We start from the raw sequence: 15123 nt of genomic DNA, 5'->3' as shown, positions 1-15123 counted from the left end.
GGACGGGTCGCCGGGCGCCGGCCCTCCGGGTCGGGGACGAGGAGCACCGTGGAGTCGAGCAAGGCCGTGGAGTCGAAGAGCGGTGGATCGCCGACGTCGCGCCCGACCCTCGCGCGGGTCGCGAGCCGGGCCGGGGTGTCGCCGTCGACGGCGTCGCTCGTGTTCAGCGGCTCCGGACCGGTCGCGCCGTCGACCCGCGAGCGGGTGCTGCAGGCCGCCGCCGAGCTCGACTACGCCGGACCGGACCCGCGGGCGCAGTCGCTCCGGCGCGGGCGCTCGGGGATCGTCGGGGTCGTCGTCGACGAGCGCGTGCTGCACGCCTTCCGCGACCCGATCAAGATCGCGATGCTCGACGGCATCGCGGACGTGCTCGGCGGGGCCGACGCGGGCATCCTGCTGCTCACCGAGACCGAGGGCGGCTCGGGGCTGCTGGCGACGGCGCCGGTGGACGCGATGATCCTGGTCGGCTGCAGTCCCTCCGTCGACGACTCGGTGGCGGTGCTGCGGCGCCGCGGCGTGCCGGTCGTGGTGGTCGAGGGGGTCTCCGATCTCGGCGCTGCCGTCGTCTCGCTCGACAACCGGGAGGCGACCCGGACGCTCGCCGAGCATCTGCGGGAACTCGGGCACGAGCGCGTCGCCGTCGTCTCGCTGCCGTTCGCGAAGGACCGCCGCCGCGGGCCGATCCCGGCCGACTGGCGCTCGAGCCCGAGCATCACGGCCGTCGAGCGGCTGCTGGGCGCGCGGGACGTGTTCGGCGATCCGGAGGTCGTGGCGGCGGGGGCGAGCACGGTCGACGAGGGGGTCGCCGCCGGGCGGGTGCTGCTCGATGCCGCCCGGCCGCCGACGGCCGTGATCGCGCAGAGCGATCTGCTGGCGGCCGGGGTGATCCTCGCGGCCGAGCAGCTCGGACTGCGGGTGCCGGCCGACGTGTCGGTGGTCGGCTTCGACGGGGTGCAGGTGCCGGGGCTCGCGGCCGAGTACGACCTGACGACGATGGCGCAGCCCGCGGTGGAGAAGGGCCGGGCCGCGGCCCGCGCCGTCCTCGCGCTGATCGCCGGCGACGAGGCCGAGCCCGTGCGCTTCACCTCCGTCTTCCACCGCGGCACCACGAGCGCACCGCCGCGCTGACCCCTCCCGCGAGATGCCACTTATGAGCGGATTCTGCGGCGTGTCGTGCTCATAAGTGGCATCTCGCGGAGGGGGGGAGAGAGGGGGGGGCGCCGGGAGTTGTCCACAGGGTTGTCCACAGGGTGTTCGAAACTTCGTTCGAGGGTCAGCGGAGCCAGACGTCGCCGCGGAAGCGGAGGCCGAGGGTGAGCGCGCGGGCGCCGAGGAAGCCGACGGCGTAGGCGATCCAGAGGGCCAGGAGGCGCCAGTCCTCGGGCGTGAGGGGCGCGAGGAGGGCCAGCGGGGCGAGGACGGCGAGGTTCACGAGGCCGCTCAGGGCGAGGTAGCGGCCGTCGCCGGCGCCGATCAGCACGCCGTCCAGGACGAACACGAAGCCGCCGAGCGGAGCCGTCAGGCCGACCACGACGAGGGCGGCGGGGAGCAGGCGGAGCACCTCGGGGTCGCTGGAGAAGACGAACGGGAGCACTCCGCTGGTCGCGACGATGACCGCTCCGAGGGCGACTCCGGCGCCGATTCCCCAGGTCACACAGCGTTTCGCGACCGCTCGGGCGCGCGCCGGGTCGCCCTCGCCGAGGAGGCGGCCGAGCAGCGCCTGCGCCGCGATCGCGACGGCGTCGAGGGCGAAGGCGACCGTGGAGAACAGCGTCATCGCGACCTGGAACGCGCCGAGCTCCTCCGCGCCGAGAGAGCCGGCGACCGCGACGGCGAGCAGGATGGCGGCGCGCAGCGAGGCGGTGCGCAGCAGCAGCCAGCCGCCCGAGCCGGCGGAGGTGCGCAGCCCGGCCGGGTGCGGGCGCAGCGGCGCTCCGACGCGGCGGGCGAGCCGCAGGGCGATCACCGCGTAGGCACCGAACATGCCCCACTGGGCGATCACCGTCCCCAGGGCGGACCCGGTTATCCCCAGGCCGGCGGGGTAGATCAGCACGGCGTTCAGGGCCGCATTCACCGCGAATCCGCCGCCCGCGATGATGAGCGGAGTGCGGGTGTCCTGGAAGCCGCGGAGCAGCCCGGTCAGGGCGAAGACGCCGAGCATCGCGGGGATGCCGGCCATGCTCACCGAGAGGTAGCGGACGCCCGCGTCGGCGACCGCGGGCTCCGCGCCGAAGAGGCCGATGAGGGCGGGAGCGGCGAGGGCTCCGGCGACCGCGATGACCGCGCCGAGGGCGAGCGCGAGCCAGCCGCCGTCGATGCCGGCCGCGACCGCGCGGCGCTCGTCGCCCTCGCCGAGCGCGCGGCCGACCCGGGGCGTGGTGCTGTAGGCGAGGAAGACCATCAGGCCGACGATCGTCTGCAGCACCGCGCCGCCGAGGGCGAGGCCGGCCAGCGGCACCGCGCCGAGGTGGCCGACGAGGGCGGAGTCGGTGAGCAGGAACAGCGGCTCGGCGATCAGCGCCCCGAGCGCGGGCACGGCGAGCCGCAGGATGCTGCGGTCGAGGGTGCGGCGGTCGGCGGTGGTCACCCGCTCGACGGTAGCGGGGCGGGCGGGGTGCGCGGGCGGTGGCTACGGTGGAGGCACCCCCCCCGGACGGAACGAGCACCATGGCATCCCGCACTCCCCGCCTCGGCCTCGGCCTGGCCGCCGTCGGGCGACCGGCCTACATCACCGCCGGGCGCGACGGCGATCTCGGGCCGCCGGAGGGGCGCAGCGTCGACGCCCTCCGCGTGCGGACGCACGAGCTGCTCGACACCGCGTGGGGTCTCGGCGTCCGCTTCTTCGACGTCGCTCGGTCGTACGGACGGGCCGAGGAGTTCCTCGGCGGGTGGCTGGCGGAGCATCCGGAGCGGCGCGGCGAGCTGACCGTCGAGTCGAAGTGGGGCTACGAGTACGTCGGCGACTGGGCGATGGACGCTGAGGTGCACGAGCGCAAGGAGCACTCGGTCGCGATGCTCGAGCGCCAGTGGTCGGCGACCCTCGCGGCGCTGGGCAGCGCGCCCGACCGCTACCTCGTGCACTCGATCACGCCGGAGAGCCCGGCGCTCGTGGACCGGGCGCTGCTCGACCGGCTGCGCGGGCTCGCCGGGTCGGGAGTCGCGGTCGGACTGTCGACGAGCGGACCGGAGCAGGCGCGGACGATCCGGCTCGCCCTGGCGATCCCGGACTCGCCGTTCAGCACGGTGCAGACGACGTGGAACCTGCTCGAGCGCTCGGCCGGCGCGGCGCTCGCCGAGGCGCACGACGCGGGGTGGACCGTGGTGGTCAAGGAGGCGCTCGCGAACGGGCGGCTGGTCGGCGACCGGGCGCCGGCGGTGCTGCGGGGGCTGCCGGGGGTTCCCGAGGAGCTCGCGCTCGGTGCGGCGCTCGGGCAGCCGTGGGCCGACGTGGTGCTGAGCGGGGCGGCGACTCCGGCGCAGCTGCGGGAGAACGTGCGCGCGCGGGCCGGCGGGGTGCCGGAGGGGCTGCCGGCGCGGGATCCGAGGGAGTACTGGGCCGAGAGGTCGGCGCTGGCCTGGCGCTGACGCGCGGGGCGGGTGCGCGGCTCGGGAGGACCTCGGGCTCGCGGGATCGGGTACGGCTCGCGGGATCGGGCGGTTCCGGCATGCCACAGGTCGTTTCGCGTGCCGGAGGTCGGGCGGCGTCGGTTCGGCTCGCGGGGTGAGGTTCGGCTCGCGGAATCGCGCAGATCTCGCGTGCCGGAGGCGGTTCCGCGTGCCGAAGGTCGACCGGGGGTCGGGTTCGGCTCGTGGAACGGGGTCGGGCTCGTGAGATCGGGCGGTTCCGGCGTGCCGGAGGTGGTTTCGCGTGCCGGAGGTCGGGTGAGGGGCGAGCGGGTCAGTGCGGGGCGACGGCCGCCAGCCACTGTGCGACGAGGGGGGTGAGCCAGGACGGGTCCTCGCCGGGGGCGAGTGCCAGGACGGCGCGGTCGGGGGCGCGCCAGTCGAGGCGGTGGCCGGGGTCGGACAGCGCGTCGGCAGGGGGCGGGCCGGCGAGGGGCGCGGCGCCGCGGTGCAGGATCACCTCGACGCGGTCGCCGGGGCGGAGGCGGAGGGTCACCAGGTGGGCGCCGATCGCGTAGCTCGGGGCGTTCCACTTCACCGACTCGACCAGGCGCTCGTCGGCGGCGAGGACCGCCTCGCGCGTGCGCTCGATCTGCTCGCGGCGCGGGTGGTGCATCGCGTCGACGTGCGCGGTGGTGGCGGCGGCGAGACGGGGCATGGGGACACGGTGGCAGAGGTTCGGGGGTGGGTGGGTCTCGATACGCCCCTGCGGGGCTGCTCGACCGGCATGCGAAGGGGGTGGGTGGGTCTCGATACGCCCCTGCGGGGCTGCTCGACCGGCATGCGAAGGGGGTGGGTGGGTCTCGATACGCCCCTGCGGGGCTACTCGACCAGCATGCGAAGGGGGTGCTCGACCAGCATGGGCGCGGGGCCCTTCATGCTGATCGAGTAGGCCGCGGAGCGGGCGTATCGAGATCCGGCGTTGCGGGGACGGTGGGTCTCGATACGCTCCTGCGGAGCTACTCGACCAGCATGTGCTCGATACGCTCCTGCGGGCTATTCGACCAGCATGTGCTCGACACGCCCCCTGTGCGGCGGAGCCGCTCGATCGGCGGCTACGTGGTCTTCACCGCGTTGTCGCCGTGGTTGCCGATGACCTCGTAGGCGGTGCTGCCGACGGCGCGGACGGGCTTGGCGTTGACGTGGCCGGTCGCCCACTGGTTGCCGAGGACGGAGACGGCGCGGGCGTTGAGGGCCTCGACGCAGTGGGTCCAGCCGGAGCCGGCGTCCTCGCAGGCGAAGATGTTGCCGGTGATGCTGAAGCCGACGGTGCGGGCGGTCGGCGAGACGCCGAGGATCGCGATGGCGGGGTAGGTGTTCGCGGCCGCCTTGCCGCCGTTGCTGATCGCGTTGCCGACGATCTGGATCTGCGCGAGGTCCTCGGTCAGCCACGGCGGCATCGTGTAGACGAGGGACTGCCGGCGCGCCCCCTCCATGATGTTGTTCGCGATGGTGATGCGGCGGTTGCCGCGCAGCTCGATGTTGATCTGCGGCGAGCCGTCGAGGTGGTTGCCGAGGATCCGGATCGGGCCGCCCTCGATCGAGAGGTCGGCGTAGCTCGCGCCGATGTTGTTCTCCACGATCCAGGAGTCGATCATCCGGTAGCCGGTCCAGATGCCGGTGCCGGTGCACTGGTCGATGCTGCAGCGCTGGATGCGGTTGAGCAGGCCGAGGTCGCCGAAGGTTCCGTCGTTCAGGCGCATGCCGTAGTCGGTCCAGCCGTAGAGCTGCAGCGAGTCGAGCACCGTCTTGTCCAGGTGCGCGGAGACGCAGGGCGAGCCGAGGCCGTTCGCGTCGAGGATCAGGTTGTCGAAGCGGCAGGCGGAGAAGGCACCGGTGACGACGGGGGCGTTCGTCAGCGAGCGGATCCGGGTGGACAGCTCGCCCGCGCCGCGGAAGGCGATGCTCGCCAGGCCCTCGGCGCGGCCGATCGATCCGGCGATGCGGTAGATGCCGCGCGGGAAGTACACGACACCGCCGTAGCTGGCGACGGCCGCGTCGATCGCGGCGTCGATGGCGGGCAGGTCGTCGGTGCTGCCGTCGCCGGTCGCGCCGTAGTCCTGGACGTTGTAGACGAGCTCGCCCTTCGCGACGGGGCGCTCGCCGGAGACGGTGCGCACCGCCTCGGGGAGCTGGGTGACGGGGACGGTGGCCGTGGAGTCGAGGCCGGCGACTCCGCCCGGGGAGGCGATCTCGGAGTGCAGGACGGGGTCGGAGGGGGCGGTGCCGGCCGCGGCGGCGCCCAGAGGGGAGGCGAGGAGACTGCGACGGGTGAGGTCGGCGGTCAGTGCGGTGAGAGGGGGCATCCGCTCACAGTCGACCGGTCGGGGAGGCGGCGCCGACCTCCGAAGTGGGGCGTTGGGGCCGCAGGGATCGTCGACAGTCCGGCGGAGGCGGCGCGGAAGGGCCCACGGCCTAGCATGCCACCATGCCCCGTACGCGCGAGCTGAGCCTCCTCGATCTGGCGATCGCGGGCGTGCTGAGCCTCTTCGCGCTCGTGCTCATCGCCCGCGCGACGGCGCTGCTGATCATCACGCCGCCGGTCAGCTGGGCGTTCGTCGCCGCGTTCGGCGTGGCCGTCGCCCTCACTGCGGCGTTCCGGATCGCCCTCGGCCGCCGTTCGGGCATGCCGGTCGCCGGCCTGACGGTCACCCTCCTCGTGATCATGCAGCCGGAGGCCGACCCGTTCCGCCTGCTCGGCGTCTGGACGGCGGCGAGCCTGGTCACCCAGCTGCTGCAGACCAGGAACCTCGCGGTCGCGGGCTACGTCACGGGACTGGGGTCCCTCGCCGCGCTCCTCTACGTCACCGTCTTCCAGGCGGGGAGGGCCGTGCTGACGCCGCCGATCGCGCTGCTCGCGGCGAGCGCGCTCTTCCTCGCCGTCATCCTGCTCGTCGACCTCCTCCGCCAGCGCGGCCGCTGGGGGATGCAGTGGGAGCGGGGCTTCGGCGCCCTCTCGCTCAAGCGGGTCGGCTTCTACCTCGCCCTCGTCTGGCTGCTCAGCACGGCCGTCTGGCTCCTGGACGCCGTCGTCGTGCCGGCGATGGCGGGGGACCCCGCCATCGAGCAGAGCCCGATGGTCGTCCTGGTGGTCGGCGCGCTGGTCTTCGGCGTGGCGAAGCGGATCGAGGTGCGCGGAGTGCGGCGCCGGCTCGCCGGCGTGCTCGACGCGGCACTCGCGCTGCCCTGGGGGACCGTGGAGCAGGCGGAGCGGAAGATCGTCCGCCACGCGCTGACCTCGATCGAGGCGGACGCGATCGAGGTGCGCGACGAGCCCGCCTCCGGACGGGAGATCGCCTCCGCCATGCTCCTGCCCGACGGCCGGACCCGGTACGTCGTCGCGTCGAAGCGGGTGAGCGCGATCCCGTTCAACGACGACGACGAGCAGATCCTCGACGCCCTCGCGCACATGGGCGCGGACACGCTGAGCACCCGCCACGACGTCGAGTCGCTGCGGCGCTCCGTGGACCACGACGCGCTGACCGGGCTGCCGAACCAGCGGGTGTTCCAGTCGGCGCTCGCCGTCGCCAACCGCGAGCGGCGGCCGTTCGAGGGCATCGCGGTGCTCTTCCTCGACCTGGACGACTTCAAGGACCTCAACGACGGCCGCGGGCACCACGTCGGCGACAAGATGCTGCGCCTGGTCGGGGAGCGGCTCGCGGAGGTGGCCGACGAGGGCGGAGTCGCCGCGCGGGTCGGCGGCGACGAGTTCGCGCTGGTGCTGCGCGGACTCGACTCGGCCGAGGACGCGCGCCGGCGGGCGCAGACCCTGGTCGAGCGGGTGAGCGAGCCGGCGACCGTCGACGGCGACACCCTCGCCCCGGTGGTGACCGTCGGCGTCGCGTTCTCGGCGCACGAGGAGACGGACCCGACGACCATCGTGATCGAGGCCGACCGCAGCATGCTCGCGCTCAAGCGCGGGCGGGGCCGCAGCGGCCGCGGGCGCTCGAGCAGCCTCGACGTCACCTCGGTGCTGACCGACCCGGTGCGCGAGGTGGCGTCGCGCGCCCTCCGCGACCGCACCCTCGACCTCGCCTTCCAGCCCGTCGTCGACCTCGGCACCGACCGGATCTGGGCCTACGAGGCGCTCGTGCGGCTGGAGGACCCGGTGCTCGGGCGGATCGACCCGTCCCTGCTGATCCGGACGGTGCGGCACGCCGGCCTGCTCGACGAGCTGACCGTGCAGGTGGTGGAGAAGGCGATGTCCGCCGCCGCCTGCTTCCGCGACTCCGGTGCGGGGGTGGAGTGCATGAGCGTCAACGCGGACCTGGAGCAGCTCGCCGACGAGCGGCTCGGCCCGTACTTCGCCGCCGTGCCCGAGCGCTTCCCGGGCCTGCGGTTCTGCCTCGAGCTCAGCGAGGGGTCGCTCGCGGCGGCGACGGACGAGCTGCGCGCGCAGGCCCAGCTCCTGCGCGACGCGGGCGTGCTGCTGGCGCTGGACGACTTCGGCACGGAGGGCTCCTCGGCGCTCGCCGTGGCGACGTTCCCCCTCGACGTCGTGAAGCTCGACCGCGCCCTGATCGCCGACCTGACGACCGAGCTGCGCCAGCGCGAGATCGTCCGGGCGATGCAGTCGTTCGCGGTCGCGGTCGGGGTGCGGATGATCGTCGAGGGGGCGGAGGACGAGGAGACGGTCGCGGTGCTGCGCGAGCTCGGAGTGACCGATGTGCAGGGATTCGTCTACGGCCGGCCTGACACTCGGACGGGGGCGGAGCACCGATTGCTCACCACCGGTTCGGGTGTCAGCGACTGCCTAGACTGACGCGAGAACGGGGCGTTTCCCCCGCACTTCCGCGGTTCTCCGCCGAGCTTTCGTGCACGACCGTTCCACTCTCCATCCTCGAGCGCCGGACCTCCCGGACTCCCGTATGCCGATCGGAACCCCGCCCCATGGCTTCTCCGCTCCTGCCTCGACGCGCCCTCGTCCCGGTCCTCGCCCCGGTGCTCTGCCTCGGTCTCGTCCTCGGCGGCGCGACCTCCGCGTCCGCCGCCGACCTCGTCGATCCGGCCACCGGCGGCGTCGTCCAGGGGCTCGAGAGCGACGCTGTCGTCTCGGTCTCGGCCGGCTCCGAGCCGCAGTTCGTCACCGTCCCGGTCGCCGACGGGGTCGTGCCGACCCGGGTGATCGCGTCGCTCGCTCCGCTCGAGCCGCTCACCGGCACGCTCTCGGTCATCGTGTCGGGCCGGGTCGTGCAGACGCTCGACGCCGCCACCGCGACCGCGATCGACGCGCCGGTCCAGGCCTCCGACGTCGTGGACGGCGTGCTCGCGGTCGGCTTCCAGCTCGGCGGCTCCGGCGACTCGGGCGGCGCGCTCTGCGAGGTCGGGAGCGAGGTGCTGAGCGTCTCCGGCCTGGGTGTCGTCGTCGACGGCACCCCGACCGCGCCGACCACCGTCGGCGACTTCTTCCCGGACGCGGTCACCGGCGTCTCGATCGTCGTGCCCGACGGCGCCGACGACGCCCTGCGCGCCGCGGGCCTCTCTGCGGCGGCCTCGCTCGCCTCGCGCTACTCCTCCGGCACCGCGATCACCGTCTCGGAGGAGAGCGCGACCGAGGGCCGCCCAGCGCTGGACGCCGCGCAGGGCCGCATCGTGCGCTTCGCGTCGGGGGACGGCGACGTCGTCAGCGCGATCGGCGACGCCGGCGGCGTGCCCGAGCTGACCCTCACCGGCGCGGAGGCGGACCTCGCCGCGGCCGGTGCGGCGCTCGGCAGCGAGTACGCCGGCCTCGCCTCGAGCGCGACCACCACCGGTCTCGCGCAGAAGGTCGTCCCCTCGAGCTCGCTCGAGCACACGCTGGCCGACTTCGGCACCGAGCGCATCGCCCTCGGCAGCACCGGGGCGTCGACGAGCTACACGACCATCACGCAGTCCGCGTTCGGCGGGCCGGTCTCGAGCGTCGAGCTGGACCTGGTCGGCACGCACTCCGCCGTCCCCGAGGGGATCACCGCGACCGCGAACGTCTACTGGAACGACTTCCTGATCGGCTCGACGGTGCTGGGCCAGGACACCGACGTCGCGATGACGCTGCCGGTGCCGACCGGGCAGCTCAGTGCGTCCAACGGCCTCTCGGTGACGCTCTCGGCCGTGCGCGAGAGCGACGGCGCCTGCATCGGCTCGGCCGACTCCGTGCCGATCGAGTTCTTCGTCGACGGCGCGGGCTCGAGTGTCACCGGCGTCCGCGGCGAGTCCGCGGCGCCCGGCTTCGGCCGCTTCCCGCAGGCCTTCGGCGGCGAGCTCGCCGTCGCGTTCGGCGGCTCCGCGAGCGGTGCCGACGCGCTGCGCAGCGCCGGCGACCTCGTCACCGCGCTGCAGCGGGTCGACTCCGACCCCCTCGCCGTCTCGGTCGTGAGCGTCGACGAGTTCGTCGACTCGGACCGCTCCGGGATCGTCGTGGGTGCCGGGACCGACGAGGCCGAGGCGCTGAAGACGCCGCTGCGCCTCGCCTCCTTCACCGCGATCGACGCCTCGCGCCTCAGCTACGGCGTCGGCACCGAGGCGCCCTACGCGGCCCTCGAGGCCTTCACCACCGACGGCCGCGACATCGTGCTGCTGGGCGGCTGGAGCGCCGACGGCGACGCGACGGCGTCCTCCGCCCTGCAGTCCTCGATCGCCGGCTGGGCCGCGGAGGAGGGCTGGACCTCGCTGTCCGGGAACCTCGCGGTCTCCGGTTCGACCGAGTCCGACCCGGTCGCGATCGACAGCAACGAGATCACCCCGCAGGACGAGGTGAAGGACGACTACTCCTCCTACGCGATCTGGTTCGTGATCGCGGTCGTGGTGATCGGCCTGCTGATCCTCCTCGGCTGGCTGGCGCGCCGTCGCCGGTCGCGGAAGGTCGCCGCCTACGTCGACGCGCAGGAGCGGGCGGCCGGCGAGCCCGCGGCCGCCGACTCCGCCGCTGCGCCCGCCTCCGCGCCGGCCGCGGAGGGCGACCACCCCGCCGCGCGCCACTCCTCGACCGACTGACAAGCGGATGACCAGCACGATCGCCGCCCCGCCGCCGGTGGCCGGCGCGCCCGCCCGCCTCCCCTGGTGGCGGGAGGCGTGGGAGCGCCTCGGCCGGCCGGTCACCGGGCGGCAGGTGCCCGGCACGGTCGTGATCCTGGTGGTCTCGCTGCTGGTCGGCTTCGCGGCCTGCCTGGTGACCACCTCCTCCGGGATCAACCTCGCCTACGCGGACACCCAGAGCCACCTCTCGATCTCGCGGCGCATCTTCGACTCGAAGGCGCCCGGCTTCACCCAGCTCGGCACGGTCTGGCTGCCGGTGCCGAGCCTGATCCTGATCCCGTTCGTGCAGTCGCTCTGGCTCTGGCACACGGGCTGGGCGGCCGGGCTGCTCGGGATGATCTGCCTGGCCGGCACGGCCTGCGGCGTCTACCGGATCTCGGCGCGGGTGGGCCACCTGCGCGCCGGCCGGCTCACCGCGGTGCTGCTGGTGCTGGCGAATCCCGGCGTGCTCTACGCCTTCTCGACGGCGATGACGGAGCCGGTGCTGATCGTCACGATGGTCGGCTGCTTCTCCGGGCTGGCGCACTGGGTCACCAGCCGGCGCAACCTCAGCGCCGGCGAGATGATGGTCTTCTCCGGCCTGCCCGCCGCGGCCGCGACGCTCTCGCGCTACGAGGGCTGGGTGCTCGTCTTCGGCGGCACGTTCGTGGTGCTGATCGTCGCCTGGCGGAAGAAGCGGTCCTTCGTCTACGCGATCAAGATGGCGAGCGCCTTCGGGATCCTGCCGCTGATCGCGATCGTCTGGTGGCTGGTCTACAACTTCGCGGTCTACAGCAACCCGCTCGAGTTCATGAACGGCCAGTACTCGGCGGCGAATCTGCAGAAGGCGGTCGCCGACGCGGGGCTGCTCGCCTACCAGGGCAACGCGGGGCTCACGCTCTGGTCGTACAACTGGGCGGTCCTCGAGACCTCGGGCCTGCTGACGGTCGCGCTCGGCCTGGCCGGTGCGCTGGTGCTGGCCTGGCGGCGCGGGATCTCGGACGACGCCCTCGTGATCTGGCTGATGATCGTCTCCTACGCCTTCTCGCTGCTGAGCCTCTACCTCGGCCAGACGCACATGAACAACGACCAGACCCTGCCGACGAACTGGTGGAACAACCGCTACGCGCTGTCGGTGCTGCCGTTCCTCGCGGTGCTCGGCGCCGTGCTGGTCGACGCGCTGCGGCGGGTGCCGCGGATCGGCGCGGGCGCGCTCGGCCTCGTGCTGGTGCTGCTCGGCGCGCAGACGGCCTGGTGGGTGCAGGACCTGGACCGCAACGCGGTGATCGCGGAGGCGACCGGCTACGTCTCGATCAAGGAGGCGTCGGGCGCGACCGCGGCGGCCCGGTTCCTGAGCGAGAACTACGACGGCGGCGGCATCCTGATCGACGAGAGCGCAGCCGGCAACGCTCTGCTGCCCGAGATCGGCGTGCCGCTCGCCGAGTACTACAACCGCTCGGCCGGCGAGCTGTTCGACGAGGCGCTCGCCGCCCCGTACACGCACGCGAAGTGGGTCTTCGTGACCACCGCGGACGCCCCCGAGCTGAGCGAGACCGGCGTCGCCGACCTCGTCTACGACGCGATCACCCGCGACTCCTCCTTCGACACCCGCTACCGGCCGGTGTTCGCGCAGGGGATCTACGTCATCTACGAGCGGCTCGGAGGCTGACCATGGCGACGACGACGCCCCGGGTGGGCGAGATCCTGCTCTCCCGCGGACTGATCACGGCCGAGCAGCTCGACGAGGCGCTGCGCCGCCAGGCGCGCGAGGGCGGCCTGCTCGGCCGGCACCTCGTCATCGACGGCGCCGTCACCCGGCGCGAGATGTACGGGGCGCTCGCGGAGCAGTGGGACGCGCCGATGCTCGACCTGGTCGAGGAGCCGCCGGGGGCCGCGCTGCTCGCCCGCATCGGCGCCTCCACCCTGGTCGGCGCGGGCTGGGTGCCCTGGCGGGTGCTGCCCGACGGGACCGGCGTCATCGCGACCTCCGTCCCGCCGACCGAGGAGATGCTCGCCGAGGCGCGGGCGATGCTCGAGGTCGACGTGGTCACCGTGCGGACCACGACGGACTGGGACATCTTCCAGGCCGTCGAGAGCGCCTGCCGCGCCGCCCTGCTCTTCGGCGCGGCCGACTCGCTCGCGGTGCAGAGCGGCGACGAGTCGGCCAAGTCGGGGCTGCGCCGCTGGCAGGTGATCACTCCGCTCGTCGTCGCCGCGATCGTGATCGTCGGCGCCGTTCTCGCGCCGAGCCTGACCTTCGTGATCGTGCTCGCCGCGGCCAACCTGCTCTTCCTGATGAACATCGCCTTCAAGGCGCTGGCCGGCCTGCGCGCGCCGCTCAATCAGAGCTCGGTGAAGGCGTGGGAGGAGGAGGTGGCGATCGAGCGCGGCCGCCGCGGCCTGGACGTCTCGCCGCCGCGGATGACCGACGAGGAGCTGCCGATCTACACGATCCTCGTCCCCGCCTACAAAGAGGCCAACATCATCAGCAAGCTGCTGGTGAACCTCGGCGCCCTCGACTACCCGAAGGCCAAGCTCGAGGTGCTGGTGCTGCTCGAGGCCGACGACGACGAGACGATCTCGGCGGTGCGCCGGATGAGCCCGCCGGAGTACGTGCGGATGGTGATCGTGCCCCCGGGCGGCCCGCAGACCAAGCCGCGCGCCTGCAACTACGGGCTCAGCTTCGCCCGCGGCGAGTTCGTGGTGATCTACGACGCCGAGGACCGGCCCGACCCCGACCAGCTGCGCAAGTGCGTGCGGCTGTTCCGCGAGGACGCGTTCGAGCGCGAGCACGTGGATCCGGAGCAGAAGCAGCTCGTCTGCCTGCAGGGGGCGCTGAGCTACTTCAACGCCGACTACAACGTGCTCACCCGGATGTTCGCGGTCGAGTACGCGCACTGGTTCGGCGCGATGCTGCCGGGCCTGGACCAGTCGCACCTGCCGATCCCGCTCGGCGGCACCTCGAACCACTTCGAGACGCGCGTGCTCCGCGAGCTCGGCGCCTGGGACCCGTACAACGTGACGGAGGACGCCGACCTCGGCCTGCGCGTGGCCGCGCACGGCTACCGCGTGGGCGTCGTCGACTCCAACACCTGGGAGGAGGCGTGCGCCGAGGTCCCCGCGTGGATCAAGCAGCGCACCCGCTGGATCAAGGGCTACATGATGACCGCGGGAGTGAACACGCGGCACCCGATCCGCTGGTTCAAGGTGAACGGGGTGCTCGGCTCGCTGAGCCTGGTGGCGCTGATCATGGGGACGCCGGTCGCCTTCCTGCTCTACCCGCTGGTGCTCGGCTTCACCGTGATCACCTACATCGGCGTGCAGTTCCTCGGGCTGGATCTGCCGGAGTGGCTGATCGTCGCGGGGACGACGAACATGCTCTTCTCGAACACGCTGATGATCGTCGTCTCGGGGATCGCGGCCTGGAAGCGCTACAACTGGCGGGTCGCGGCGTTCGCGATCCTGAACCCCGTCTACTGGGTGCTGCACTCCATCTCGGCCTGGCGCGCGGCCTGGCAGATCGTCTTCAGCCCGCACAAGTGGGAGAAGACGCCCCACGGCCTCACGGAGGACTACGAGGACTCGACGATCGGGGCCCCGGCGTAGGGGCGCTCGCCGAGACGTCCCGTTCCGGTCGAGGCGTCCCGTTCCACCTGGACGTCTCGACCGTTCGAGGACGCCTCGGCGGCGTTAGAGCGGCGGCGCCGCCAGCAGCACGGCGCCGGCGGCGGCGCTCAGGGCTGCGACGAGGCACCAGCGGTCGGCGCGGAGGCGGCAGCCGCCCGCTCGGGCGAGCGCGGCGAGGCCGGCGGCGAGCACGGCGGCGCCGATCTGCACGGTCGCCGAGGTCCGCATCAGCGACCACGCCTCGAACGGCGGCAGGCGGCCTTCGCCAGCCAGGAACGGCAGCCCCGCGACGCTCGCCGACGCCAGCAGCAGCAGCGCTGATCCGACCGCGAGAGCCACCACGACGTGCCCGAGCACCTCGGCCGCCGCCCGCTGCCGGGCGCTCGGCGCGGCGATCCGCGGGAGGACGGCGGGGGCGCTCGCAGCACTGCGGAGGGGCATGCGCCGAGCGTAGAACGCGGCCGCTCCGGGCGAACCCCCTTGCAGATCCCCCTTCCGGAGGTGATTCCGCGGGGGACGCCGTTCCGGCTCCCGTTGCACGCGCGACGTTGTACATCGGGCTGATGTACGACGCTGCGGCGGGCGGCCTCTCGATGGACCGGACTTCTGGCAGTTGTGGATCTCGATACGCCCGCTGCGCGGGCTACTCGATCAGCATGGAGGGGGCGTGCCCGGGAGTGCGCGATCAGCAGGGAGGACGCATGCCCGGGAGTGCATGGACGGCGCGGGCCCGTATGCCCGGCGCTGCATGCTGGTCGAGTAGCCCCGAAGGGGCGTATCGAGACCCCTTGTGGTCAAGTGGTTGTTGCAACGAGGAGTTGGTCGAGGCGTTGGGCGGGGGTGGCCCAGTCGAGGGTTTTGCGGGGGCGGGTGTTGAGTTCT

Annotated in this window: 10 protein-coding genes; 6 read left to right on the top strand and 4 right to left on the bottom strand. The window is 73.3% G+C overall.

Going from position 1 to position 15123, the window contains the following annotated elements; genetic code table 11:
• Nucleotides 1–48 precede the first annotated feature (48 nt).
• Nucleotides 49–1128 (top strand): LacI family DNA-binding transcriptional regulator, encoded by a 1080-nt coding sequence (locus EDF36_RS00050; protein WP_260300464.1) that lies wholly within the window; start codon nt 49–51, stop codon nt 1126–1128.
• A gap of 145 nt (nt 1129–1273) precedes the next feature.
• Here the strand turns inward: EDF36_RS00050 and EDF36_RS00045 are convergent, their stop codons facing one another.
• Nucleotides 1274–2587, bottom strand: a complete 1314-nt coding sequence (locus EDF36_RS00045) for an MATE family efflux transporter (RefSeq protein WP_260300463.1) — start codon at nt 2585–2587, stop codon at nt 1274–1276.
• 80 nt (nt 2588–2667) lie between these two features.
• On the opposite strand from EDF36_RS00045, the gene EDF36_RS00040 reads away from it, so the two are divergent.
• Entirely contained in the window at nt 2668–3585 is a 918-nt protein-coding gene (locus EDF36_RS00040) for an aldo/keto reductase (RefSeq protein WP_123731406.1), read from the top strand.
• A gap of 313 nt (nt 3586–3898) precedes the next feature.
• Here EDF36_RS00040 and EDF36_RS00035 read toward each other — a convergent pair whose 3' ends face one another.
• Nucleotides 3899–4282 carry a DUF1801 domain-containing protein gene (locus EDF36_RS00035; protein ID WP_123706079.1) on the bottom strand — a complete coding sequence of 128 codons (384 nt, stop codon included), beginning with the start codon at nt 4280–4282 and terminating at the stop codon, nt 3899–3901.
• Between the two features lie 397 nt (nt 4283–4679).
• On the bottom strand, nt 4680–5930 hold the full coding sequence (locus tag EDF36_RS00030; RefSeq protein WP_123731405.1) for a glycosyl hydrolase family 28-related protein: 1251 nt from the start codon (nt 5928–5930) through the stop codon (nt 4680–4682).
• A gap of 122 nt (nt 5931–6052) precedes the next feature.
• On the opposite strand from EDF36_RS00030, the gene EDF36_RS00025 reads away from it, so the two are divergent.
• The 4 genes from EDF36_RS00025 (at nt 6053) to EDF36_RS00010 (ending at nt 14220) form a co-directional block, all read left to right on the top strand.
• Nucleotides 6053–8386 (top strand): bifunctional diguanylate cyclase/phosphodiesterase, encoded by a 2334-nt coding sequence (locus EDF36_RS00025; RefSeq protein ID WP_123731404.1) that lies wholly within the window; start codon nt 6053–6055, stop codon nt 8384–8386.
• A 128-nt stretch (nt 8387–8514) separates the two neighbouring features.
• Entirely contained in the window at nt 8515–10593 is a 2079-nt protein-coding gene (locus EDF36_RS21035) for a hypothetical protein (RefSeq protein ID WP_185020310.1), read from the top strand.
• A 7-nt stretch (nt 10594–10600) separates the two neighbouring features.
• Nucleotides 10601–12283: a glycosyltransferase family 39 protein gene (locus EDF36_RS00015; protein ID WP_123706076.1), complete on the top strand. Its 1683-nt coding sequence runs from the start codon at nt 10601–10603 to the stop codon at nt 12281–12283.
• A gap of 2 nt (nt 12284–12285) precedes the next feature.
• Complete coding sequence (locus EDF36_RS00010) at nt 12286–14220, top strand: glycosyltransferase (RefSeq protein WP_123731403.1); 1935 nt, start codon at nt 12286–12288, stop codon at nt 14218–14220.
• 84 nt (nt 14221–14304) lie between these two features.
• Here the strand turns inward: EDF36_RS00010 and EDF36_RS00005 are convergent, their stop codons facing one another.
• On the bottom strand, nt 14305–14682 hold the full coding sequence (locus tag EDF36_RS00005) for a hypothetical protein (RefSeq protein WP_123731402.1): 378 nt from the start codon (nt 14680–14682) through the stop codon (nt 14305–14307).
• Nucleotides 14683–15123: the final 441 nt, after the last annotated feature.

The sequence above is a fragment of the Rathayibacter sp. PhB152 genome (assembly GCF_003751395.1).
Lineage (GTDB): Bacteria > Actinomycetota > Actinomycetes > Actinomycetales > Microbacteriaceae > Rathayibacter > Rathayibacter festucae.
Note: the sequence above shows the minus strand (reverse complement) of the source record. Positions and strands in the feature narration are given on the sequence as shown.